This is a genomic window from Polymorphospora rubra, from assembly GCF_018324255.1.
GTDB lineage: Bacteria > Actinomycetota > Actinomycetes > Mycobacteriales > Micromonosporaceae > Polymorphospora > Polymorphospora rubra.
The window spans coordinates 1,199,888-1,224,960 of the sequence record NZ_AP023359.1 but is presented as its reverse complement, the minus strand read 5'-3'; the positions used below and the strand labels follow the sequence as shown (position 1 = coordinate 1,224,960).

Sequence of the window (25,073 nt, the reverse complement as noted above, 5' to 3'; positions counted from 1 at the left end):
GTCCGGCAGTTCCCGCCGGTCGTCGTGCCGGCCGCTCCGCCCCCACCCCTGGGAGTGCCATGCGTAACCTGTCGCGGTACCGCGCCGCGCTGCTGTTCGTCGGACCGTCGGTGGTCCTGCTGACGGTCTTCGTGGTCGCCCCGATCCTCGTCGCGGCCGTCGCCAGTCTCACCGACCTGGACCTGCGCGGGCTGCGCGACCTGTCCAGCGTCGAGTTCATCGGTCTGGACAACTACCGGCGCCTGTTCACCGATTCGCTGTTCGGTACGGCCGCGCTGAACACCGTTCTGTACGTCGTACTCGGGGTGCCGTTGATCGTGGTGTTCGCGATGGGCATCGCGTTGCTGCTGAACTTCGGCACCAGCCGGTTGTACAGCGGCCTGCGGGCGGCGTACTTCCTGCCCGCGATCACGAACATCGTGGCGGTGGCGGTGGTCTGGGGCTACCTCTACAACACCGACAGCGGCCTGCTCAACTACCTGCTCTCGATCGGCGGGGTGGAGCCGGTGCCGTGGCTCGACCAGCCGTTCGTCGCCAAACTGAGCCTGATCCTGGTCGGGGTCTGGAAGGGCGCCGGCTTCAACATGATCATTTTCCTGGCCGCCCTGCAGGGCATTCCGAAGGACTACTACGAGGCCGCCGAACTGGACGGCGCCGGGGCGTGGCACAAGCTCACGAAGATCACCATCCCGTTGCTGCGCTACGCCACCTTCTTCGTCACGGTGACCACCACGATCGCCTGGATCCAGTTCTTCGAGGAGCCGTTCGTGATGACCGACGGCGGGCCGCTCGACGGCACCATCTCCGTCGCCCTGTTCATCTACCAGAACGGCTTCAACCTCTCGGACTTCGGCTACGCCTCGGCAGCCTCGGTCCTGCTCTTCCTGAGCGTCCTGCTGGTGACGGCGGTCCAGTTCCGGCTGCGGAGGGCCGATGTCGAGTACTAGGTCGCGACTGCTGCGCGTCGGCGTCGCCATCGTCCTGATCGTCGGTGCGGTGCTGGTCTCGGTGCCGTTCCTGTGGATGCTCGCCGGCTCGGTGAAGCCGGAGAGCGAGGTGCTGGACATCCCGCCGACCCTGTGGCCCAAGGACTTCACCTGGGACAACTACGTCCAGCTCTTCGAGAGCCTGGACTTCGGGATCTACCTCGGCAACACGCTGATGGTGGTCGCCCTGTCCATGGTCGGCCTGCTGCTGCGGGCGATGGCCGGCTACGGCTTCGCCAAGTACGACTTCCCGGGCAAGGGGCCGATCTACGTGGTGGTGCTGGCCACCATGATGATCCCGGACCAGGTGACGATGATCCCGACGTACCTGATCCTCAACCAGCTGGGCCTGACCAACACGATCACCGGCATCGTGCTGCCCGGTCTGGTCTCGGCGTTCAGCGTCTTCCTGTTCCGGCAGTTCTTCACCACCGTGCCGAACGAGTTGCTGGAGGCGGCCCGGCTCGACGGCGCCGGCGAGGTACGGATCTTCCTGCGCGTGGTGGCGCCGCTGTCCGGGCCGATCCTGGCGATCCAGGGCGTACTGACCTTCATCGCCTCCTGGAACAGCTTCCTGTGGCCGCTGATCGTCGCCACCGACCAGGACAGGTACACGTTGTCGGTCGGGCTGGCCCTGCTGGAGGGGCAGTACGCCAGCAACTACGGCGTGCTGATGGCCGGCGCCGCGGTGATGGTGCTGCCGATCCTGGTGGTCTTCGTCTTCTGCCAGCGCTGGGTGGTGCGCGGCTTCATGATGTCGGGTCTCAAGTGAGAGCGGAGTTGGACATGAACGGTTTCCTGCGGCGGCGGCACCGGAGCATCGTGGACGGTGCCGGCGAGGAGATCCTGCTGCGCGGTGTCGGCATCGGCAACTGGTGGCTGCCCGAGGGCTACATGTGGCGGTTCGGCGACGCCGCCGCCAGCCCCCGGCAGATCGAGAAGGTGGTCGAAGACCTGATCGGGCCGGGGGACGCCGAACAATTCTGGCGCCGCTACCGCGACGAGTACGTCGGCGAGGCGGACGTCGCCCGGATGGCCGCCGAGGGCTGGAACTCGGTCCGGCTGCCGCTCAACGCCCGCTACCTGATGGCCGACGACGGCACCTTCGACGAACCGGCGTTCGCGCTGATCGACCGGTTCCTGGGCTGGTGCCGTACGCACCGGGTCTACGTGGTGGTGGACCTGCACGGCGCGCCCGGCGGGCAGACCGGCACCAACATCGACGACTCGCCGAACAACTACCCGGAGCTGTTCACCACCCCGGCCCACCAGGACGCCACCGTACGGCTCTGGCGGGAGATCGCCCGGCGCTACCGCGACGAGGAGATCGTGGCCGGCTACGACCTGCTCAACGAGCCGCTGCCGCGCGACTTCCAGTACAAGTACCCGGCCGAGTTGATCGCGCTCTACAAGCGGCTGATCGCCGAGATCCGGGAGATCGACCAGAACCACATGATCATCCTGGAGGGCAGCAACTGGGCCCGGAACTGGAGCATCTTCGACGAACTGTGGGACGACAACGTCCTGCTCCAGTTCCACAAGTACTGGAACTCCCCGGACCGCGACCAGATCCAGGAATACCTGGCCAAGCGCGCCGAACTCGACGCGCCGATCTACATGGGCGAGGGCGGCGAGAACAACAACGGCTGGTACCAGGCGTCGTTCCAGCTCTACGAGGACCACGACATCTCCTGGAACTTCTGGACCTGGAAGAAACTGTCCAAGCTCAACTCACCGGCCACCGTCCGCCAGCCCGCCGACTGGCAGCGGATCGTCGACTACGTCTACGGCGGCGCGAAGCCGGACCGGGCCGTCGCGAAGCGGGCCTTCGACGAGTTCCTCGACAACCTGCCGCTGGACCGCTGCGACTACCGGCACGACGTGGTCGACGCGATGATGCGCCGGGCCCCGCTGCGGCTGCAGGCCGAATACTTCGGCCACCTCGGCGAGGGCGTGTCGTACGGGGTCACCGGACCCGGCACGCCGCTGCCCGGCTTCCGCGAGTCGGACCGGGTGACGGTCCGCTACCGGCTGCCGCGTACCGACGGTGACCCCGCCCCCGAGGGCGACGAGCCGAACTTCCGGCACAACCTGGGCCAGGAGCGCGCCGACCACGAGGTGATGGTGGTCCACCTGGCCGAAGGTGACTGGCTGTCGTACGAGGTGAACACCGTGGCCCCGGGCGGCCTCGCGGTACGTCCGGTCACCGCGGGCGGCACCGGGCGGCTCGCGGTCACCGTCGACGGCACCCCGCTGAACGGGGCCACCGAACTGCCCGCCGGCCGGCACACCCTCGTCGTCCGCGCCGAGGACGGGCCGGTCGTGCTCGACCACCTCGACGTGACACCGGTGCCCGCCGGCGGCGACCCGGGGGACCGGGCGTGATCGGGCTCCCCGCGCCGGACCGGGCCGGTGCGCCGTACACCGGGTACGGCCGGGCGCACTGGGAGCGGCTCGCCGACCACCTGCTGCTCGCCGTACGGCCGTACGCCTCACCGGCACACTCGCTGATCGACCTGCCCGGCCCGCCCAGCGCCTCCGGCCGGTGGAGCGACGGTCTGGAGGGCTACGCCCGCACCTTCCTGCTGGCCGCCTTCCGCGTCGCCGGGGCCGGCGGGGCCGACCCGCACGGCCTGCTGCGCTGGTACGCCGAAGGGCTCGCCGCCGGAGTCGACCCGGACTCGTCGCAGCGGTGGCCCCGGCTGACCGAGCGGCGGCAGGCCCGGGTCGAGGCCGCCTCGGTCGTCATCGCGCTGCACGAGACCCGGCGGTGGCTGTGGGACCGGCTCGACGACCGGACCCGCAACCAGTTGGTGGAGTGGCTGACGCCGTTCATCGGCACCGCCGACTACGACAACAACTGGGTCTGGTTCCAGAACGTCGCCGAGGCGTTCCTGCGTACCGTCGGCGGCCCCTGGTCGAGCGAGGACATCGAGCGCAACCTCGCCTGGCACGAGGAGTGGTACGTCGGCGACGGCTGGTATTCCGACGGCGGGCTGCAGGACGGCCGGCGGCAGAACTTCGACTACTACACCGGCTGGGCGCTGCACTTCTATCCGCTGTGGTATCAGCGGATCCTCGGCGAGCAGCCGGCCTGGACGTACCGGCAGCGGCTCGGCCGCTATCTCGGCGACGCCCGGCACCTGGTGGGTGCCGGCGGTGCCCCGCTGTTCCAGGGCCGGTCGCTGACCTACCGGTTCGCGATGCTGGCGCCGTTCTGGACCGGTGCCCTGTTCGACGCGACGCCGCTGCCGGCGGGGGAGACCCGCCGGCTGACCGGTGAGGTGCTCCGGCACTTCGTCGACGGGGGCGCGGTCGACGCCGACGGGCTGCTGCCGATCGGCTGGCACGGCGCGTTCCCCCGGATCCGTCAGCTCTACAGTGGACCGGGCTCGCCGTACTGGGCCGGCAAGGGGTTCGCCGGCCTGCTGCTGCCGGCCGGGCACCCGGTCTGGACCGCACCCGAACAGCCGCTGCCGGTGGAGCGGGCCGACGACGTGCACTCGCTGCGCCGACCCGGCTGGGTGGTCTCGACCACCGCCGCCGACGGCATCGTCCGGGTCGCCAACCACGGCAGCGACCACCTGTGGGAACGGCGGCTACAGGCCGACGACCCGTTCTACCTGCGGCACGGGTACGCCAGCCACGCCGCGCCGGAACTGTCCGCCGCGGCGCTGCGCGAGCCGGTCGACTCGCACGTGGCCCTGCTCGACGGCGGCGGTCGCCCGTCGCACCGGGGCCGGATCGAACGGACCGGCCAGGGCGGCACGTGGGCCGCCTCGCAGAGCCGGGCACTCTGGCTCGACCTGTCCGACCCCGGCCCGCCGTCCGCCACCTGGTACGGCCTGCGTACCGGCCCCTGGCTGCGTACCGCGTCGGTGCTGCGCGGCGCCGTCGAGGTCCGCCTGGCCCGGGTCGAGCCGGCGACGGTCGGCCCACGCCCCTGGCCGGGACCGGCCAACCCGGGTGGCGGAGGGGATCCGGAGGAACACTGGCCGGCCGATCCGGGGCCGTGGCGGCTGCATGTCGGCGGCTACGCGCTGGCCGGGCACCGGGTCGACACCGGGATCGGCGACGGCTGGGCCCGGGCGGACCGGCCGGACGGCCTGTGCAGCCTGGTGACCGGTCTGCGCGGCTTCGACCAGGCCGGGATCACCCCCGGCGAGCGGAGCAACCCGCTGGGCGTGTGGTCGGCGGTGCCCTGGGTACGAACCACCGGTGCGGTCCGGCCGGGTGCGGTCTACGCCGCCGCCGTGGTCCTGACCGGCCGGGGTGTCACGGACCCGGCCGACGCGTTTCCCGGTGCAGCCGAGCCGGCCGTCGAGGTGGACGGTGCGACCGTCGTCGTCCGCTGGGCCGACGGCGCGACGGAAAGGGTTCCGCTGTGACCGGCCACCCGCAGACGTTGCTGGTGATGGCCGACGACACCTACCGGGCGCTGTTCGACGCCGACGCCCTGGCCCGGATCCGGCGGACCGCCCGGCTGGCCGAACCGGCGCACGTCACCCGCCTCGACACCGGGGCGGCCCGCACCCGGCTGGCCGAGGTCGAGGTGCTGGTCACCGGCTGGGGCTGCCCACCACTGGACGACGCGGTCCTGTCGGCCGCACCCCGGCTGCGCGCGGTGCTGCACGCGGCCGGAACGGTCAAGGAACACGTCACCGACGCCTGCTGGGCACGCGGGCTGCTGGTCACCTCGGCCGCCGAGGCGAACGCCGTCCCGGTGGCCGAGTACACGGTGGCGGCGGTGCTCTTCGCCGGCAAGCGGGTGCCCCAGGCGGCCGCCCTGTCCCGGCTGCACCGGACCGCGGTGCACGCGTCCGGGGAGCGGTCCAACCGGGACCGCGTGGTCGGCGTGGTCGGCTTCTCCCGGATCGGCCGGCGGGTGGTGGACCTGCTGCGTCCGTACGACCTGCGGGTGCTGGTCGCCGACCCGTACGCCGATCCCGCGACGGTCGGTGCGGCCGGCGCCACCCTGGTCGAACTCGACGAACTGCTGCGGGCCAGTGACGTGGTGAGCCTGCACGCGCCGTCGCTGCCGGCGACCCGGCACCTGCTCGACCGGCGTCGGCTGGCCCTGATGCCGGACGGCGCGACTCTGATCAACACGGCCCGGGGGGCGCTGGTCGACACCGCCGCCCTGACCGACGAATGCGCGGCCGGGCGGCTCTCGGCGCTGCTGGACGTGACCGACCCGGAGCCGCTGCCCACCGACTCCCCGCTGTGGCTGATGCCGAACGTCTTCATCACCCCGCACGTGGCGGGCTCGCTCGACGGCGAGGTACGGCGACTGGCCGACGCCGCGATCGAGGAACTGGAACGGTACGCCCGGGGTGCGCCCCCACTGCACCCCGTGCACTCCGAACACCTGCTCCACATGGCCTGACCGCGCGCCCCGGGCGCGCACACCCCCGGAAAGGATCCATCGTGCGACCACTCCGAAGAACCCTCGCCACCGGCACCGCCGTCCTGCTCGCCGCCACCCTGTGCCAGGTGGTCACCGCCGGTCCGGCCGGCGCCGACACGGTCACCGTCGGCATCGACGGCGGCACCCTCGGCCGCACCTACGAAGGCGTGGGCGCGGTGTTCAGCAACGGCATGAACAAGCTGCTGATGGACTACCCGCCGGCGCAGCGCGACGACATCCTCGACCTGCTCTTCACCCCGAAGTTCGGCGCCTCGCTACAGCACGTGAAGATCGAGATCGGCTCGGACGCCAACACCTCGGCCGGCACCGAACCGAGCCACACCCGCTCGGCGACCGACTTCGACATCACCCGGGGAACCCAGCTCTGGCTGGCGCAGCAGGCCCGGCTGCGTAACCCGGACGTACCCCTGGACGCCCTGCGTTGGGGCACTCCGGCCTACGTGGACACCGACGCCGAGCGCTACCGGTACTACAAGTCCTTCCTGGACGGCGCCGCCGACGAGTACGGCCTCGACTTCGACTACCTCGGCCCGGAACGCAACGAGCACACCACCTCGGCCGACTGGGGCCCCACCGGTCCGGCCCGCGACTTCGTCGTCGACACCCTGCGTCCGGGGCTGGACGCCGACGGGTACGCCGACGTCAAGCTCACCGCCGCCGACAGCAACACCGGCTGGTGGATCGCCGACCGGGTCACCGCCGACCCGGCGCTGAAGAGCGCGCTGCACTCGATGAACGTGCACTACAACCAGGAGAGCACCGCCAACGCCCGCAACTCCGGGCTGGCGCTGTGGAACGGCGAGGACCTGGCGCCGTTCCGGGGCGACTGGGTCACCGGCCCGCTGGACACGGCCAACCGGATCATCCGCTCGTACGCCGTCGGCAGGATGACCAAGTACGAGATGCACCCCGCCATCGAGGCGGGGTACCCGAACACCCCGTTCAACCACAAGAGCATCATGGTCGCCCAGACCCCCTGGTCCGGCCACTACTCGATCGAGACCGGACTCTGGGTGACCGCGCACTTCACCCAGTTCGCCGAACCCGGCTGGAAGTACGTCGACAGCGCCACCACCGTCGACTCCCGCGGCGGCGTCATGACGGTGAAGGACCCGGCCGGCGCCGACTGGAGCACCATCCTGCTCAACACCAGCGCCGCACCCCGCACCTACCAGGTGACGCTCAGCGGCGGGATCACCGCCTCGTCGCTGTCCCGCTGGCAGACCACGGCGGCGGCGCAGTTCGTCCAGCAGCCGAACGTGGCGGTCTCCGGCGGCACGTTCAGCGTCACCGTGCCGGCGTACTCGATCTCGTCGCTGACCACCACGACCGGCCAGCGCAAGGGCACCCCGGCCGCCGCCGTCCCGACGTCGACCCAGTTCCCGCTCGACTACACCGACAACTTCGACTCGTACGCCGTCGGAAAGAACCCGAGGTACACCTCGGACCAGGGCGGCGCCTTCGAGATCGCCACCGAGGGCAGCGGCAGGGCCCTCGAACAGGTGATCACCGCGAGCACCAGGCCGGTCGACTGGAAGTACCGGGCCACCCCCGACCCGTACACGCTGCTCGGCAGCCTCGAGTGGCGCAACTACGAGGTGGAGGTGGACGCCAAGCTCACCGACTCCACCGGCTACCTGCTGCTCGGCGGCCGGGTCAACCACACGGCGAAGAGCGCCGCCCCCGCCGACGGATACGACCTGCGCGTCGATGCCGCCGGCAACTGGGCGCTGCGGGTCGGCGGGAACGCCGTACGCAGCGGCACCATCGCCGGCTTCGCCGCCGGTGCCTGGCACACCCTGCGGCTACGCATGCACGGCACGAACATCAAGGCGTTCGTCGACTCCACCCTGCTCACGGAGATCGAGCACACCTCCTTCGCCAGCGGTCAGGTGGTGCTGGGCAGCGGCTACCACCGGGCCCGCTTCGACAACCTGGCCATCCGCTCCGTCGGGTCGCCGGTCTCCGTCACCAGGTACACCGACGACGACCCGAGGCTGCGCTGGACCGGTACCTGGCTGGACCTCGACGGGAACTACGACACCTTCACCCGCACCACCACCGCCTCCCGGCGGGGCGGCGACGAACTCAACTTCAGCTTCCACGGCAGCACTGCCTCGATCATCGGTGCCCGGGGAGTGGACGGCGGCCGGGCCGACGTCTACGTCGACGGGGTGTTCCAGACCACCATCGACACGTACGCCACGGCGCCGGAGTACCGGCGGGCCATCTTCCAGTCCCCGTCGCTGCCGACCGGCAACCACACCATCCGGCTGGTGGTGAAGGGCACCGGGCAGGCCCCGGCGGTCGACACCCTGGTCCGGGTCGACGCGGTGGAGAGCATCGGCGGCACCGGACTGCTCACCCCGGGTGGCACCGCACCGGCCCGTACGGTCGTCCACGACACCTTCGACGCCTACCCGACCGGTACGGTCGCCGGCGGGTTCCTCGCCGCCCCCGACGTCCAGCCGCTCGACTGGACCGCGCCGGCGCAGTGCGTGGTGGCCGAGGTGCCCAGCGTCGGCGACAAGAGCTTCGTCTGCACCGACACCAGCACCACCGGCGCAGTCGAGGCGGTACGGGACTTCCCGCGTACCGGCAGCGGGACGGTCACCGTCGAATACCGCTTCAAGCAGGACGCGGTCGGCCGCTGGACCCGGATGAACGTCGGCGCCGGCCCGGTCGACAACGCGATCGAGCTCTACGACACCGACACCTCCGGGCTGGCGCTGCGCCGCGCCGACGACACCTACGTACCGCTCGGCACCATCACCCCGGACACCTGGTACGTCGTGCGCCTGGTCATCGACACCGGGGCCCGGGAGTTCGACGCCTACCTGAACGGGACGCCGGTGCTGTCCGACCAGGCGTACACCAACCCGACGCTCGTCGACGTCGACCGGGCGAAGTTCCGTACGGGCAACTCGCCGACCGTGGTCCTCGCCCTCGACTACGTCAGCGTCACCGTCGGCTGACGAACTGCCGGCCGCCACCCGGTCCGGGTGGCGGCCGGCCAGCGGCCCGCCGGTACGCTCGGCCGAAGCGTCGATCTTGTGGAGGACCCGTGGACGCCGACTACTCGCCGGTTCCCGAACTCAACCTGCTCATGGCGTTCCAGGACCGGATCGGGTTCGGGCAGTACGCCGACGGGTTCGGGCTGACCGAGTACGACGACACGTCCGGGCTGGAGGCCGGCTGGTCGGTCGATCCCGACTTCCTCGACCGGCTGGTGCCGTTCGCCCGGGCCACCGACGGCGGATCGTTCTACGCGTTCTGGCGGATCGACGACCGGGCCGATCTGGCAACCCTGCCGATCGTCGTCTTCGGCGATGAGGGCGGCCAGCACGTCGTCGCCCGCGACCTGCGGGAGCTGTTCCAACTCGTCGGCCACGACTGCGAGATCACGGTCGACTGGGACGACGCCTACTTCTACCGCGGCGACGACCACGAGCACCGTTCCGGCCACGCCGACTACGTCGCCTGGCTGGCCGAGCACTTCGCGCTGACCCCCGCGGACGACCCGGACGCGGTCGTCGCCACCGCCCGCGCCGAGTACGGCGACCGGTTCGAGACCTGGTCGGCCGGCTTCCTGCCCGAGTGAGGGGCGCCGGGCAATGGGCGAGCGCGAAAAGCGAATGCGGACCGGGTCGCGCGTGTATACCGTGCCGGCCATGTCCCTAGAGGTTCGACCGTTCGAGGCCGCCGACCTGGCCGCCTGTGGCGTGTTGCTGGCCGGGCGGCACCGCCGTCACCGCGTCGCGCAGCCGCTGCTGTCGCCGCGTTTCGAGGACGTCGACGCCGCCGTCGCGGAGCTGACCGCTGCGTACGGGACCGAGAACGCGTCCGGTGCGGTCGCGTTCCGGGCCGGCGTACCGGTCGGATTCCTGCTCGGCGCCCCGAAGACGTCGCCGCTGTGGGGGCCGAACATCTGGGTGGAGGCGGCCGGTCAGGCGGTCACCGACGCCGAGGTGATGCGTGACCTGTACGGCGTCGCCGCGACCCGTTGGGTCGACGAGGGCCGCACCGCGCACTTCGTGATCGTGCCGTCCCATGACGAGGAACTGGTCGGTGCCTGGTTCCGGCTGGGCTTCGGCCAGCAGCACGCGCACGCCATCCGACCGGCGGAGAAGGTGGCGGCGCCCTCGGCCAGCGGGGTATCGGCGCGTCGGGCCGTCCGGGCCGACATCCCGGAGCTGGCCCGGCTCGACCTCGAACTGCCGCTCCACCAAGGCCTGGCCCCGACGTTCTCGGCCGGCCGGGTCGGAACGGTCGAGGAGAGCCTCGCCGACTGGGAGGACGACATCGACAACCCGGAGTACGCCACGTTCGTCGTCGAACGCGACGGCAAGGTGGTCGGCTCCGCCATCGGGTGCGCGCTGGAGAAGTCGAGCAGCCACCTGAGCCTGGCCCTTCCGGACAACGCCGGGTTCCTCGCGTACGCCGCGGTGTACGCGCACGCCCGTGGGGCCGGCGCCGGCCGGGCGCTCGGCGAGGCCGTCATCGACTGGTCGGTCGACAGCGGCTTCGACAGCGTGGTCACCGACTGGCGGGTGACCAACCTGCTGTCCTCGCGTACCTGGCCGAGGCTCGGCTTCACCGAGACGTTCCTCCGGCTGCACCGCACCATCGGTTACTGAATCCGCCGCCCGACCGCGGCTGCCGGCGCCGGGTTCAGTACGGCTGGGGGCCGATGGTGACGACCCGGGCCCAGTTCGGCGGCGTGTCGGGTACGTAGTCGGGATCCTCCTCGTCCCATGACCGGGCGGCTCCGTGCCGGGGAAACAGGCCCACCACGGTCCGGCACGGCGGCTGTCGGTCCGGCCAGGGGGTCTGCCCGTCGGTCAGCGCCACGATGACGTCCGGTCGGGGCGTTGCCCGCAGCGCCCTGGCGAAGCCGGTACGCAGGTCGGTGCCGCCGCCGCCGACCAGCGGGATGTTCTCGGCGCGGCACACCGGGCGTACCAGGTGGGCCGCGGCATCGCACGACAGCACGGTGACCAGGTCGCGTCGACCGCCCAGTGCGCGGGCGATCGCGGCGACCTCGAGCAGCGCGCTGCCGAGTTCGGTGTCGCTGACCGACCCGGACGTGTCGACGACCACCGAGACCCGCGGCGGCCTGCGCCGCAGGCTCGGCAGGACGATGCCGGGCAGGCTGGTGGACCGCCGCGACGGCCGGCCGTACGTGTAGTCCTCGCCCGCCCCGGCGCTGGAGGCGGCCGAGCGGACCGCCGCCCCCAGCAGGTCCCGCCACGGCTGCGGCGGGTGGAACGCCTCTTCCGCCCAGCGTCGCCACCCTTTCGGGGCGTCGCCCGGTTGTCCCGTGATGCCCTGCGCGACCCGGAACCGGACCGCGTCCCGTTCCTGGTCGCTGAGCCCGTACGCGCCGTCCGCCCCGAGGTCCCATTCCCGTTCCAGGCCGTCGGCGCCACTGCCACAGTCCAGCCAGACCAGCCCCTGGGTGTGTGGTCCGAGCCGGAACATGGTCAGGTACTCCTCCATCAGCTTCCCCTCCGGCAGCCGCAGGAGAGCCGGGTCGACGACGCCTTCGGGCCGGGCGAGTCCGTCGCCGTACACGTCGTCGTTGATCTCGCAGTCGGCCGCGATGTTCATCCGCAGCCGTTCACCCCGGCCGGTCAGGCCCTGCTGCGACGCGATCCGGTCGCCGCGGCCGTGGTGGTCACGCAGCAGGTGCGAGACCTCGTGCACCCACACGCCGGCCAACTCCTCGACGGGGGTCCGGTCCACGAACGCCGGCGACACGTAGCACCGCCAGTGCCGGTCCACCGCCATCGTCGGCACCCGCCGTGACTCCACCGGACGCAGGGCGAACAGCGCCGTCGCCAGGTACGGCCGGACCCGGGCGGCGTGCAGCCGGGCGGTGAAGAGCTTCTGGAGGTCGAGTGCACCCCGTACGGTGGCGGTCATCGGCCGCTCCCGGCCGCCGCCGCGACCCGGTCGGCGCGCCGGCTCAGCGACACCACTCCGGTGAGGCGTTCGATCGCCGCCGGGACGTCCCAGTCCGGCTGCCGCAGCGCGGCGAGCGTGGTCGCGGGGACGACCACGAGGTCCGGGGCTCCGGTCTCCAGGGCCCGTACGAGCAGGGTCCACGCCGCGTCCCAGCGGGCCCGGTCCGGACGCTCCCGGACCGCCGCGACCACCGCGTCGAGTACGACCTGGCGCAGGTCGCCCCGTTCGGGCAGCTCGGCCGTTGCCGGGGCGGCCAGCAGCGTCTCGGGATCGGGCAGGTCCATCCGGTCCAGGCTGGCGAGCAGTTCGAGCCCCGGCCCGTCCCCGACGGTCCCTCTGACCAACATGGACAGGACTTCCCGGGAGGACCCCGCCGCGGTCGCGAACGCGGTCAGGCACAGCGCCATCTGCCAACTGCGGGGTGACGGCCAGGGGCCGCCCCGGCGGGCTTCGTTGTTCGGCATCTGGTGCACCAGCGCGGGGCGGCCGGTGAGGAGCCCGCACACCGCCCGACGGGCGTACGCGACTGCCTCGGGCAGCCGCTGCGGGGCGAGCCGGGGCAGTGCCGCCCTGGGCCAGGTCCCGCCGAGGCCGCGTACCACCGTCTCGTGCTGGTAGGTCCACTGCAGATGGACAAACCGGTTGGCCAGGGGCGCACTCAGCTCCCAGCCGTCGGCCGCGGACGACCGGGGATTGGCGGCGGCCACGATCCGGACACCGGCCGGCAGCCGCAGGGCACCGATCCGCCGTTCGAGTACGACGCGGAGCAGGGCGGCCTGGACGGCCGGCGGCGCGGTGGACAGTTCGTCGAGGAACAGGAGTCCCCGCCCGGCGCGGACCAGGCGTACGGCCCAGTCCGGCGGGGCCATCGGGACGCCCTGCACCGCCGGGTCGTCGCCGACCACGGGCAGGCCGGCGAAATCGGACGGCTCGTGCACGCTGGCGATCACCGTGGTCAGCGGCAGGTCGAGGGCCGCCGCGAGCTGGTTCAGGGCCGCCGTCTTGCCGATTCCCGGCTCGCCCCACAGCAGCACGGGCAGGTCGGCGGCCACGGCCAGGGTCAGCGCCTCCAACTGGATGTCGGGACGCGGCTCGGTGGCGGTGTCGCGCAGGAGGGTGAGCAGGTCGGCGGCGACGTCGAGTTCGGTGTGGTGGGGCGTTGCCGGGGTGACGGACGGGATGGAACTGCGCATGTGGGATCACCTTTGGGTTCGAGTCGGGACGGCAGCGGTCGCGCCCGTGCCGGGGTGGAGATCGGAAAGGTGGGGGAGCGGACCTGCGGTCAGCGGGGCAGCGCGTGCCGCGGGTGGGTCCGGCGCTCGCGACGCAGGCGGTGCTGGTCGGGTCGGCGGGCCAGGGCGTTGATGCGTCCGGCGAGTCCGGCCCGGAACAGTCCGTGCCTGATCCGCCGGAGCGCCGCGGTCTCCAACTCGTCCTGGAGAGCACCGGGGCGTAGCAGCGCGTCGGGTCCGAGAACGGCCTCGACGACGGCCAGGGCACCGGCGGTGTCGCCGTGGTCCAGGCGGGCCCGTACGTCGACGAGGCACTCCGGGTGCCGGTGGGCGTGGTCGATCGCCTGCAGGCAGGGCAGTGGGGTGCCGGTCAGCGCGGCCAGCAGTTCCTCACGGCGGATCTCGGCCGGGTCGTGGTCGAGCGGGACGAGTACGCCGTCGACGAGGCCGATCCGGTGCCGGGCGCCCCGGCACTCGACGAGCCGCGGAACGTGGTCGCCGTCCGCTCCGTGCGCGGCGTCGGCCGGTGGCCGATCCGGTACGAGGGCCTGCGCCACCAGCGGGTGCAGCCGTTCGGGCCCGATCAGCCCGGCGCGCAGCAACGCCAGGTCGGGTAGCTCCCAGGTCGCCGCGTCGGGCAGCACCGGAAGTCCGCGGCTGCGGCCCCCGGCGGACGCCACCGTGATCCCCGGTCCCGGCGACCCGCCGGTGGGGTTCCCGACGGTGGTCGGGTCGAGGAGCAGCCGGCGCCGTCCGCCGATCCGTACGGCGACGGTGCCGGTGGTCCGGCCCTCCGCGCGCAGCAGCAGCCCTGCCTCGTCCGCCCACCGGTCCGTGGCGTAGCCGTGGCCTGGCGGCACGAACGGTTCGACAGCGAGATTCTGTTCGCCGGGACACCGGTCCGCGCCGGCCCGGGTGCGCAGTTCACCCGCCCGGCGCGAGTCCCAGAGGTGGCGGTGCAGGTCGAGGCGGAACCGCCGGTCGGGGTGCGGACCCCGGCCGGTTCCGGGCCGGGACCCGTTCCACAGCGCCAGGCTGATCCGTTGGCCGGCGTCCGCCCAGGCCGGGGGAGTCCGCGCCACCAGGTGGACCGTGTCGCCGTCCGCGCCCTCCGCCGGGCCGTAGCGGGCCAGGGAGACGGTCAGGCCCGGTCGGAGCAGGCCGTCCGGTGCGACCCTGGGCATGTGCCAGCGCAGCAGGTCGGGAGCCAGTTGACGGAGGTCGGTCCGGATTCGTGCCGCGAGTTCCTGCCCGTGGGCGTGGGCCACGGAGCGAAGACTCAGGTCGACATCGACGCGGGCGGCGGCGCACGCTCCGGCCCAGTCGCCGACGGCACGGCGGTCGGTCGCAGATCTGATCATGGACGGCGGGACGGCGAACTCGCGCACGTGCCGCCAGACGAGAAGACGGGAATCCCGGTTCGCGGTAGATGGGCGCATCAGCACTCACCTTGTGCGAATGGGGCCCCCAATCTGAAAGAGGAGGTGTTCATTGGGGGCAGCGTACAACCGCCGCGCCCGCCACGCCAGAGATGGGGCGGCCGGATGCCGGAACCGCCCCGGGCGGACGCGCCCCGAACCCGGGGTCCAGGTACCCACCCCGTCGCGGGAGGGGACCGGGCCGGCGCCGACCCCTGCGGGCCGGCGCCGGATCGGGACTAGCTGCCGGTGATCGTGAAGCTCGATCCCGGTTGGATCACGATGTTGCCGTCGGCCGAGTTGGTGATGGTCACGTTCGTCAGCCGGGCACTGCCGCGGGCACCGCCCATCGCCAGGATGCCGGCGCCGTTGTTGGACTTGTCGATGCGTACGTTGGTGATCGTGACGTTGGGTATGGACCCGCCGCCGGTCTTGAACTGGATGCCGTCGTACGTGGAGTCGTGGATGTCGGTGTCCCGGATGACGACGCCCGGGATGTCCAGGCCCGCCGCGAAGAGCGTGATCGCGCCGAACTCCTGGTCCTCGTTCCAGAAGGCGCCACCGGTACGGTAGAGCCCGTTGTTGGCGATCAACGTCTGCCCGGAGAACGGCAGCGGGCTGTGGTCGGTCGCCAGCATGATGCCGGGGTAGTTCATGGTGTCGTAGATCAGGTTGTTCTCGATCCTGTTGTCGTAGCCGCCGTAGACGGCGATGCCGTTCGCCCGCCAGGGCAGCTGGATGGTGTTGTTGAGGAACTGGTTGCTGTGTCCGATGTCGACTGACGTGTCCTTGACGTACGGGTTGGCCCAGACCGCCAGGGCGTCGTCGCCGGTGGTACGGAACGAGGAGTTGAAGACCCGCGAGTTGCGGGTCCCGTTGCTGAAGTTGATGCCGTCGGCGTACGTGTTGCGGATCCGCATGCCGCTGAACTCCAGCCCGTCGCCGGGGTTCCACAACTCGGGGATGTTGCTGTAGTCACGGCCGACCCAGGCACCGACGTTGGCGTGCTCGATCCAGACGTTGCTGATCCGGGTGTTCTTGCCGAACCGGCCGTTCAGGCCGACGCCGCCCTCGGCACCACCCGGCCCGCCCCGGATCCGGCCCGAGCCGAAGATCGCGATGTCGGAGATCTGGGTGTTGTCGTCGATGTCGAAGCCGAAGTTGCCCTCGTGCGGGTGGTTGATGCCGCCGACCACCAGGTGCGGTTCGGTCAGCGTGTAGAGCTGGGAGTGCCACATGCCGGCGCCGCGGATGGTGACGTTGCGGATGCCGACCTGGTTGTGGGTGCCCCGGTTCAGCGGGTCGTCGGTCAGGATCTTCTGCTCCTGCCGCCACTGGCCCGGCGGAATCCACACGCAGCTGATGACACCGTTCTGGTCGTCGGTCACCGCCCGCTGCAGCGCGGCGGTGTCGTCGAGGCCGTCGTTGGGCACCGCGCCGTACTCGGTGATCGACGTGCACTCGGCCGGCTTGCTCGACGGCGGCGCCACCTGCTCCAGGTCGACGAAGTCGATGATGTAGAAGGAGGCGGTGTCACCGGCGTCGCGCTGCAGCTTGAACCTGGTGCCGGGCGGGTACGACTGCCCCAGCAGCGCGTTCGACTCGTCGAACAGCCGCCGCGCGTCGGCCTGCGGGGTGTTCGTCAGCCCCTCCGGGTCGTCGGTGTTGCCGTACAGCCAGCTGTGCCGTGACGACAGGGTCAGCTTCCGGTTGAACGTGCCGTTGACGTAGAGGCTGATGGTGGCCTCGATGCCGCCGCCGTTCGCGGCGTCCGGGATCGAGTTGCGGACCACGATCGAGTTGGCCTGGTTGGTGGAGGTGAACTCGACGAACTGGCCGGTGCTGTTGAGCCGTACCGACTCGCGGCCGGAGGACTCGGTGGCGAAGTTGGTGTGCCCGAAGGTGCGCAGCGGGTCGGCCTGCAACAGGACACCCTGGTAGTTGGCGTCCTCGGCCTCGTACGACACCCACGGCACGGCCGCGCCGCGCCCGACCACGATCGACCGGGTGAAGGTGTTGTTGCCCTCGTTGGTCTCGGTGACCGTGTTGGTGGCGTCGGCGGTCGCGGTGATCGTCGCCCCGCCGCTGGTCGCGGTCCAGGTGCCGCTGACCGCCACGTTGACCGTCGCGCCGGCTGCCACGGCCGGGGTGGTGCCGTTCAGCGTGGTGCCGCCCACCGTCAGCCGGGTGACCGTGCCGGCGGCCGCGCCGGTGGTGCCGCGGTTGTTGACCGCGACGGTGAACGAGACCGCCGCGCCGACCGCCGGGTTCGGCGGGTTGGACGTGATGCCGAGCACCTGCAGGTCGGGTCCGGGCGCCTGGGCGACCACCAGCGGCGTCGGGTTGGCGGCGGTGTTGTTGCCCTCGTTCTGCTCGACGACGGTGTTGGCCGGGTCGACCCGGGCGCTGACGGTGTAGGAGCCCTGGGCCAGGGTGCCGATGGCCCGGCTGACCGGCAGCGAACCGCCGGCGGCGATCGGGCCGATGTCGGCGCTGGCCTTCACCACGCCACCCAGCAGGAAGTCCAGCCGGGTGTTGCCGGACACCCGGTCACCGGTGTTGTTGACCGTGGCGGTCAGGCTCAGGTTCGTCGTCTCCGACGGCGACGCCGGGGTCCACGACACGTTCTTGACGGTCAGGTCCGGGTTCGGCGCCGGGGTGCCGCACACCTCCAGTTCGGCCACCTGAGCGCCGGGGGCGCCGCTGTTGGAGTTGAAGCGCAACTGCACGTCCGCGGTGGTCGCGGTGACCGGGACGCGTACGACGTTGTTGCCCTGGACGAACTGGTAGTTCGCGGCGGGCACCAGGCTGGTGTACGTGGTCGCCGCCTGGTCGCGGCCGAGGATCTGGAAGTTCTGGGTACGGGTGCCCCACGACTGGTCCGGGTTCAGCTTGACGGTGACCGCGGTGATCGCGTGGTTGGCGCCGAGCGCGACGGTCAGGTTCTGCGGGTAGCCGCCGCCCCCTCCCAGTAGGTGCCGAGCTGGCCGTCGTTGGCCTTGTCCGGGGTGAAGGTGAACGTCGACCCGCTCGCCGTCATGGTCTTGCCCTGCGCGACGTTGACGCAGGTCGGCGGCTGGCTGCCGGTACGGGTGGTGGTGTTGCCGAACGCGGACAGGTTGCCGGCGCCGTCGCGGGCCCGGACCTGGTAGGAGACGGTTGCCGTCGGCGGCTGGCTGTCCTGGTAGGTCAGCACGGTGCCCAGCGTCGCGATCAGGTTGCCGTCCCGGTAGACGTTGTAGCCGGCCAGCCCGCTGCCGCCGGTGTCGGTGGAGGCGCCCCAGGTCAGCGTGATGGTGTTGCCCGAGGTGCTGTGCGACAGGGTGCCCGGCACGGTGGGCGGGATGCTGTCGGTGCCGGTACGGGTCACCGTGTTGCTGTTGCCGGACCGGTTGCCGGCGTTGTCGCGGGCCCGTACGTAGTAGCTGACCGTCGCCGCGACCGGCTGGGTGTCCGCCCAGGTGGTGACGGTGCCGACGCTGTGGACCAGGGCGCCGTTGCGGTAGATGTCGTAGCCGGCCAGCCCGCTGCCGCCGGCGTTGTCGGTCGACGCGCCCCAGTTGAGGGTGATCGTCGTGCCGGAGGCGGTGTAGGACAGGGTGCCCGGCACGCTCGGCGGGGTGGTGTCGGTGCCGCCGCCGGGGCCGTAGATCTCGACCTCGGAGAGCTGCCCGGCCGGCCAGGCGCTGTTCGCGGTGATGTTGATCCGGACGTACCGGGTCGTGGTCCGGTTGAAGGTGACGGTCACCGAGTTGCCGGCGACGGCCGGGTCGAAGGTGTACGTCCGCGACGCGGCCACGTCGGTGAACGTCGACCCGTTGGTGCTGCCCTGCACGGCGAGGGTCTGCGTACGGGTGGCCCAGCCGGCGGTCGGCAGCTTGAGCACGACCCGGTCGATCGCGGTGGCGGTGCCGAGGTCGACGGTGAGCCACTGCGGGAAGGCGTGGTTGGTGCTCTCCCAGTAGGTGCTCTGGTTGCCGTCGACCGCCCGCGACGAGGCGTAGACGTCGGCGTGACCGCTCTCGGTGGTGGGACGGCCCTGGGCGAGGTTGGTGGTCGAGCCGGTGGTCGTTCCGTAGACCTCCAGCTCGGAGAGCTGCCCGGCCGGCCAGCCGGTGTTCGCGGTGATGTGGATCCGGACGAACCGGGTGCTTGTCGCCGGGAAGTCGATGGTCACCGCGTTGCCGCCGGCCGGGTTGAAGACGTGCCCCTGCGGCGCGGTGACGTTGGCGAAGCTGACCCCGTCCTGGCTGCCCTGCACGGCCAGGGTCTGGGTGCGGGTGCCCCAGCCCGGCGGCAGCTTCAGCACGACCTGGTCGACGCCGGTGCTGCCGCCGAGGTCGATCTGGGCCCACTGCGGGAAGGCGTTGTTCGTGCTCTCCCAGTAGCTGCCGGCGTTGCCGTCGTTGAGGTTGCCGGCCGCGTTCTGGCCGTTGGTCGTGCTCGCGGAGGCGGTCTTTCCGAGTGCGAGGTTGGGGCCGCCGGCCGCGTGCGCGACGGCGGTTCCTCCCACGGTGGCGATCACGGCGGCCGCGACCGCCGTCGCCACCACCCTGATCAGAGCGGGTCGTCTCATCACTGTCCTCTTCGCTGTCGGGACGGTTCGCCGGTGGCGTACGGCCACGGGCGTGGGGGTGTGCCGGCACCGGGGCCGGGGTGGGCCGCGAACGGCGAGCGGGACCGGATGGTGTTCACGGGCGGGTGGGTGTGGTGGCGGGCGGCCGGCGGGCGCCCCCGGGGCCGGGTGGGGGTGGCCGGCCGGAACGTGCGGCGACCGATGGCATCACCGGGCCTGTCCGGGTCGGAGGGTGGGCACCGCCGAGTGTCGGCGCGGAAAATTGCGCCAGCCTGCAATGAAACAAGCATGGCTTTGTTTGAATCTTGCGTTACTTGGGGCCGAACTTTACCGACGTGCTACGAACGCGTCAACGCTGTGATGCCGATGGATGTGTGGACGCGCGGCGTCGCGCCGGGTGGCCATCCGGGGACACGCAGGTGGGAACGCCGAACAGGCGGCGGCGATCAGGGTCGGCCTCGCATCGGGAGGCGGGGTACCGCTGTCGCGGGCAACAGCGAATTCGGCGTACGAACAGTGAATTCGCTGTGGAGCGGGGCAGCAACCTACCCTGCAGGGGCCTCAGGCGACGAGGGACGCGGGGACGTCGATGATCCTCTGCGCTTCAAACAGTCGACACGCCGTAGCAGCCACGGCGGAACAGCAGACGATCACCGCCGGTGGCGCACCGCCGGCCGGTGCAGGCGCGGTCAGGCCGGCCGGTACGCCGCCAGTGCCTTGAGCAGCAGGTCGACCAGTTCGCGGCAGTCGGCCTCGCTGACGGTGAGTTGCGGCAGCAGCGGCAGCACCCCGAGCGAATAGCTCGTGAGCAGCCCCTGGTCGCGGCAGGCCAGCCGGAACCGGTTCACCTCCCGGACCCGCCACGGCTCGCCGTTCTCGTCGACGAGTTCGATGCCGAGCAGCATGCCCTCGCCGCGTACGGCGCCCAGTCGCGGCTCGGACTCCGCCGCCGCGGTCAGCATCGCGACCAGGTCGGCGCTGCGCCGCCGTACGCCGTCGAAGAACCCGTCGGCGCCGAGGATGTCGAGTACGGCGAGGCCGGCCGCCGCCCCGAGCGGGTGGCCGTCGGTGGTGGAGCCGTTGGGGAAGCCGAGCCGTACCGGGGGGTGGGTCAACGCGTCGAAGACGGGCGACCCGACGGCGAGCACGGCCAGCGGGAAGTAGCCGGCGCTCAGCCCCTTGCCGAGTACCAGCATGTCCGGCACCTCGGTCAGGCGTTCGACGTACGTCATCGCGCCGACCCGGCCGGCGCCGGTGGTCACCTCGTCGGCGATGGTGTGGATGCCGCGCCGCCGGCACTCGACGATCAGCGTCTCCAGGTAGTGCGGCGGCGCCGGCAGGAACGAGGTGCCGGAGACCGGTTCGAACATGACCGCGGTGACGTGGTCGGTGCCGACCGAGTCGATGGCGTCGAGGACCGGCCGGATGCACTCGCCGGTGCAGGCGCCGGGCTCGCACGACACCGGCGGCGGGGTGGTGACGTGCACGACGTGCTGGTCGACCGGCGCGGAGTAGTCGTGCAGGACCGGCTCGTCGGTCAGCGCCGTCGCCAGCGGCCCGGTGCCGTGGTAGGCGCTGTGCAGGGCGATCACGGTGTGCCGGTCGGTCTCGCCGGTCATCCGCCGGTAGAACCGGGACAGCATCGCCGCCGACTCGGTCATCTGGCTGCCGGTGTTGCCGAACCGGATGTGCCGCAGCGGAGCCGGCAGCACGGCCGCGAGCGCGGCGGCGTAGTCCACGGTGGTCCGCGGCGGATGCTCGTAGCGCATCACGGTGCCGGACGGCAGCACGTCGAGTTGCCGGGCCATCGCCCGCTTGACCGGCTCGCAGGAGTAGCCGAGGGTGACGTTCCACATCGACGAGCGGGCGTCGAGGTAGCGCCGGCCGGCCGCGTCGACCACGTGACTGTCCGCCCCGCTGACCAGGAACATGTCCGGGTCGTTGTCGCGCAGGAACTCGCCCATCGGGGTCAGGCCGTGCCAGACGGCGTACCCGCTGCTTTCGATCATGGGTTCTTCCTCCGCAGGTCGGGGGCGAAACTGTGCAGGGCCGCGTCGACGATCCGGTCCACGTCGGGCAGCAGGGGAGCGAGCAGGGTCGGGCTGACCGGCGCCGGCACCGGGGCACCGGTCAGCAGGTCGATCCGCCCGGGGCTGACCGCCCCGGTCTGGACCAGGTGCAGGGCGAGGTCGGTCATCACCGACCCGGCGCGGGACTCCTCGTCGACGAGCAGGACCGGCCGGTCCGGTACGACCATCGCGGCCACCCCGTCGCGATCCAGTGGTGCCGCCGTACGAAGGTCGACGACGCGGGCGTCGACGCCCTGCCCGGCCAACCGGTCGGCGGCGCGCAGGCAGGCGGCGACCGTGTTGCCGATGGCGACCATCGTGAGATCGGTGCCGGTGCGGGCCAGCCCGGCGACGCCGAACGGCAGCGCGGCCGGCGACGGTTCGGGCTCGGGCAGGTCGGCCCAGTCCGGCGCGAACAGCAGCGGCGACTCCAGCACGACCACCGGGTCGGGATGGGTCAGCGCGGTCCGCAGCAGGCCGGCGAGGGAGTTCGGCGAGCCGGGTACGGCGACCACGAGGCCCGGGATCCGGCTCAGCAGCCCGTACGGCGCGTGCTCGTGCTGGGCGCCGAGGTGCTCGCCGCCCCGGCTGAAGCCGCGGACGACCAGCGGCACCGAGAACTGCCCGCCGGACATGTAGCGCCAGGTGGTGACCTGGTTGACCAGCTGGTCGAAGGCGCTGAAGAGGAAGGCGATCCGGGCGATGCTGACCAGCACCCGCCGGCCGGTCAGGGCCATGCCGAGCGCCATGCCCAGCATCGCGTTCTCGGCGATCGGCATCCGGACCATCCGGTCGGCGCCGTACCGGGCGACCAGGTCGTCCTGCTGGTAGGTGCAGAACATGCTCAGGTCGGGCTGGGCGGTCAACGCGTCGCGGACCGCCGCCCCGATCGGGTGCGGGCGGCTCACCGGGCCGCGCCGATCAGCGCGTCGCCGGTGACCGTGACCCCGGTCGTGGCGGTCGCCGGATCGGGTTCGCCGGCGTCGAGGGCCCGGCGGATCAGGGCGTCCGTCTCGGCGGCCACCTCGGCGCGCAGTGCGGTCAGGTCGGCGGTGATCCGGTCCGCCGCGACGGTCAGCGGATCGCGCGCCAGCCACCGTTCGCGTTCGGCCGCCGGCCGGTATTCCGCCGGCGGCCGCGGCCCGAGCTGGGAGTGGAAGTGCCGCAGGTAGGTGTGGGCGACCAGCACCCCGACCCCGCCGCCGTCGCGGCAGGCGGCGAGCGCGGCGGTGGCCGCCCCGTGCACGGCCTCGACGTCGTTGCCGTCGACCTCCACGTACGGCAGCCGCAGGCCGCGGACCAGTTCGGTCGGGGCGAGATGGCGTACGAGCGCGCTGGCGGTCCGGTCCTGCCAGCCGTTGTCCTCACAGACCACGAGCAGCGGCAGCCGCTGGGCGGCGGCAATCGTCAGCGTCTCGTACGCGCCGCCGGCGCCCAGTGCCCCGTCGCCGCAGAAGACGATCACCGCCTGGCCGGTGCCGTCGAGCTTCGCGGACATCGCCGCGCCGGCCGCGATCGGGAGCTGGGCCGCGACGATCGACGTCGATCCGAGCAGGCGGTTGGCCCGGTCGGCGAGGTGCATCGAACCGGACTTGCCGCCGCACAGCCCGCCGTCGCGGCCGAGGATCTCCCGCAGCACCCGCTCGGGTGGGCTGCCCGCGGCGAGGGCGTGGCCGTGGCAGCGGTAGAAGCTGACCACCCACTCCTGCGGCCGGCGGGCGGCGAGCACGCCGACGGCGACGGCCTCCTGGCCGGTGTAGGGATGTGTCGCGCCCGGCACGAGCCCCTGCTCGGCCAACCGCAGCACGCCCTCTTCGAAGAGCCGGATGCCGAGCATGGCGCGGTATGCGGACAACAGATCCATGGTGCGGTCCCGTCAGGAGTTCGTTGGCTTGCGCGGTGCGGTTCCGGGCGGAGGAAACGCAGGACGCTGACTACGCCGTACGGCTCGTGACTAACTGCTGGAGCCAGCTTTCGGGCTGGTCGGCTCGGCTGTCAACAAAACCTCGGAGGATGGCGCGTTGGTGCCACTCTCGGCGGGTCGGTCATCGGCCGATGTTGGCGTTGTTGTGCCGAACTGCGAGTTCCGTACGATGCTCGCGCACGTACCGGCCAGTGCCGCGGCGGCGAAGGCGAGCAGCGTCGGGACCATCCCCCACCACTGGGCCAGCGCCCCGCCGAGCAGCGCGCCGACCGGGATGGCCAGCGCGCTGATCGTGCGGCTCATCGCGATCACCCGGCCCAGCTGGTGGGTGGGTACCAGCGACTGCTGCAGGGTGGCGGTGGCGATGAACCACACCGTCGCGCAGTAGCCGAAGACCGCCTCGTACGCGACCAGGGCGGCGAACGGCGGGGCGATCGCGGCGGCCGGGATCAGGAACAGCGCGGCCCCGGCCAGCGGGGCGAAGAACGGCACCACCCGGGTCATCCGCAGCCGGCGGATGACCCGGCCGGCGGTGCCGACCGCCACCAGCGACGCCACGCTGTTGACCACGTAGACGACGCCGATCAGGCCGGGGGACAGGTGCAGTTCCTGGTAGGCGAAGACCAGGTAGAGCGCGCCGAGCGCCGAGCCGCCGAAGTTGAGCGCCGCGGCGGTGACCGCGATCCGTACCAGGAGGGGTTGACCGCGCAGCACCGCGACCCCGTCCCGCAGCGCCCGGACCATGCCGGACGCCTCGGCGGACCGGCGGGCCAGCGCCTCGCGGGAGGGGCGCATCGTGGCGAAGGCGAGGATGGACAGCACCCGGGTCGCCGCGTCGACGCCCATCGCGGCCGCCGCCCCCCACCACTGCACCAGCGACCCGGCGATGGCCGGTCCGGCCACCTGGCCGACCGACCGTGCCCCGGCCATCGCGGAGTTCGCCGCGACCAGCCTGTCGCGCGGCACGAGTACCGGCACGACGGCCTGCAGCCCGATGGTGATCAGCCCGCCGAGCACCCCGGTCACGACCGCGACAGCGCCCAGCAGCACCAGCGAGAGCAGGCCGCCGACGGCGGCGACCGGCACCAGGAGTACGGCCAGGCCGTAGCCGAGGCTGGCCAGGATCAGCAGCCGGCGGGGCGAGCGGGCCCGGTCGACCAGCACGCCGAGCACCGGGGCGGCGAACGCCTGCGCGCCGAACTCCAGTGCGAACAGCACGCTGGCGGCGAACGGTGACGCTCCCAGGTGGATGATCGCGAGGGTGGGCAGGGCGAGCGCGGTGATCTGGGTGCCGATCACGCCGACGCCGTGCGCGGTGACGAGCGATCCGAGCCCGTGACCGGGCGTACGCGACCAGGGTCTGCGGCGAGCTGCCATCGACGCAGCCTAGTGCGATCCGGGCCGCGCTGACTGCGGGTAGCAGCCTTGACGCGGTCGGTAGGGCAAGTTAGGTTGGTCAATCTCCGGGCGGAG

The 25,073-nt window shown here is 71.9% G+C and carries 17 protein-coding genes; 8 read left to right on the top strand and 9 right to left on the bottom strand.

All coding sequences use genetic code 11. The features are described from left to right. The first annotated feature begins 59 nt into the window (after positions 1-59). The 8 genes from Prubr_RS05430 to Prubr_RS05395 all read left to right on the top strand — a co-directional run bounded on the left by Prubr_RS05430 (position 60) and on the right by Prubr_RS05395 (position 11,051). A complete protein-coding gene (locus Prubr_RS05430; RefSeq protein ID WP_212822238.1) occupies positions 60-947 on the top strand; it encodes a carbohydrate ABC transporter permease in 888 nt (295 codons plus the stop codon). Next, entirely contained in the window at positions 934-1,758 is an 825-nt protein-coding gene (locus Prubr_RS05425) for a carbohydrate ABC transporter permease (protein ID WP_212822236.1), read from the top strand. Before Prubr_RS05430 ends, Prubr_RS05425 begins: the two co-directional genes overlap by 14 nt. 14 nt (positions 1,759-1,772) lie before the next feature. Then, on the top strand, positions 1,773-3,371 hold the full coding sequence (locus tag Prubr_RS05420; protein ID WP_212822235.1) for a cellulase family glycosylhydrolase: 1,599 nt from the start codon (positions 1,773-1,775) through the stop codon (positions 3,369-3,371). Continuing rightward, the gene (locus Prubr_RS05415; RefSeq protein ID WP_246568350.1) at positions 3,368-5,374 is read left to right on the top strand and encodes a DUF2264 domain-containing protein; all 2,007 of its coding nucleotides are present in this window, start codon (positions 3,368-3,370) and stop codon (positions 5,372-5,374) included. Before Prubr_RS05420 ends, Prubr_RS05415 begins: the two co-directional genes overlap by 4 nt. Next, positions 5,371-6,372: a hydroxyacid dehydrogenase gene (locus Prubr_RS05410; protein WP_246568348.1), complete on the top strand. Its 1,002-nt coding sequence runs from the start codon at positions 5,371-5,373 to the stop codon at positions 6,370-6,372. The genes Prubr_RS05415 and Prubr_RS05410 overlap by 4 nt, the downstream gene beginning before the upstream one ends. Before the next feature lie 41 nt (positions 6,373-6,413). Beyond that, entirely contained in the window at positions 6,414-9,389 is a 2,976-nt protein-coding gene (locus tag Prubr_RS05405) for a glycoside hydrolase family 30 protein (RefSeq protein ID WP_212822234.1), read from the top strand. A gap of 89 nt (positions 9,390-9,478) precedes the next feature. After that, entirely contained in the window at positions 9,479-10,015 is a 537-nt protein-coding gene (locus tag Prubr_RS05400) for a hypothetical protein (RefSeq protein ID WP_212822233.1), read from the top strand. A gap of 70 nt (positions 10,016-10,085) precedes the next feature. Beyond that, positions 10,086-11,051: a GNAT family N-acetyltransferase gene (locus Prubr_RS05395; RefSeq protein WP_212822231.1), complete on the top strand. Its 966-nt coding sequence runs from the start codon at positions 10,086-10,088 to the stop codon at positions 11,049-11,051. Positions 11,052-11,085: 34 nt separating this feature from the next. Here Prubr_RS05395 and Prubr_RS05390 read toward each other — a convergent pair whose 3' ends face one another. The 9 genes from Prubr_RS05390 to Prubr_RS05355 form a co-directional block, all read right to left on the bottom strand. Continuing rightward, positions 11,086-12,339, bottom strand: coding sequence for a vWA domain-containing protein (locus Prubr_RS05390; RefSeq protein WP_212822230.1), 1,254 nt, complete (start codon positions 12,337-12,339; stop codon positions 11,086-11,088). Next, on the bottom strand, positions 12,336-13,574 hold the full coding sequence (locus tag Prubr_RS05385; RefSeq protein WP_212822229.1) for an AAA family ATPase: 1,239 nt from the start codon (positions 13,572-13,574) through the stop codon (positions 12,336-12,338). Before Prubr_RS05385 ends, Prubr_RS05390 begins: the two co-directional genes overlap by 4 nt. Before the next feature lie 89 nt (positions 13,575-13,663). Then, positions 13,664-15,052 carry a hypothetical protein gene (locus tag Prubr_RS05380; protein ID WP_212822228.1) on the bottom strand — a complete coding sequence of 463 codons (1,389 nt, stop codon included), beginning with the start codon at positions 15,050-15,052 and terminating at the stop codon, positions 13,664-13,666. Between the two features lie 218 nt (positions 15,053-15,270). After that, the gene (locus tag Prubr_RS36685; protein ID WP_246568346.1) at positions 15,271-17,835 is read right to left on the bottom strand and encodes a CARDB domain-containing protein; all 2,565 of its coding nucleotides are present in this window, start codon (positions 17,833-17,835) and stop codon (positions 15,271-15,273) included. A gap of 134 nt (positions 17,836-17,969) precedes the next feature. Beyond that, entirely contained in the window at positions 17,970-19,607 is a 1,638-nt protein-coding gene (locus Prubr_RS36680; RefSeq protein WP_246568343.1) for a galactose-binding domain-containing protein, read from the bottom strand. A gap of 689 nt (positions 19,608-20,296) precedes the next feature. Beyond that, positions 20,297-21,616 (bottom strand): aminotransferase class III-fold pyridoxal phosphate-dependent enzyme, encoded by a 1,320-nt coding sequence (locus tag Prubr_RS05370; protein ID WP_212822226.1) that lies wholly within the window; start codon positions 21,614-21,616, stop codon positions 20,297-20,299. Then, positions 21,613-22,584, bottom strand: coding sequence for an alpha-ketoacid dehydrogenase subunit beta (locus tag Prubr_RS05365; RefSeq protein WP_212822224.1), 972 nt, complete (start codon positions 22,582-22,584; stop codon positions 21,613-21,615). Before Prubr_RS05365 ends, Prubr_RS05370 begins: the two co-directional genes overlap by 4 nt. Continuing rightward, on the bottom strand, positions 22,581-23,540 hold the full coding sequence (locus Prubr_RS05360; protein WP_212822222.1) for a thiamine pyrophosphate-dependent dehydrogenase E1 component subunit alpha: 960 nt from the start codon (positions 23,538-23,540) through the stop codon (positions 22,581-22,583). Before Prubr_RS05360 ends, Prubr_RS05365 begins: the two co-directional genes overlap by 4 nt. Positions 23,541-23,630: 90 nt before the next feature. Further along, on the bottom strand, positions 23,631-24,977 hold the full coding sequence (locus Prubr_RS05355) for an MFS transporter (RefSeq protein WP_212822220.1): 1,347 nt from the start codon (positions 24,975-24,977) through the stop codon (positions 23,631-23,633). Positions 24,978-25,073 lie beyond the last annotated feature (96 nt).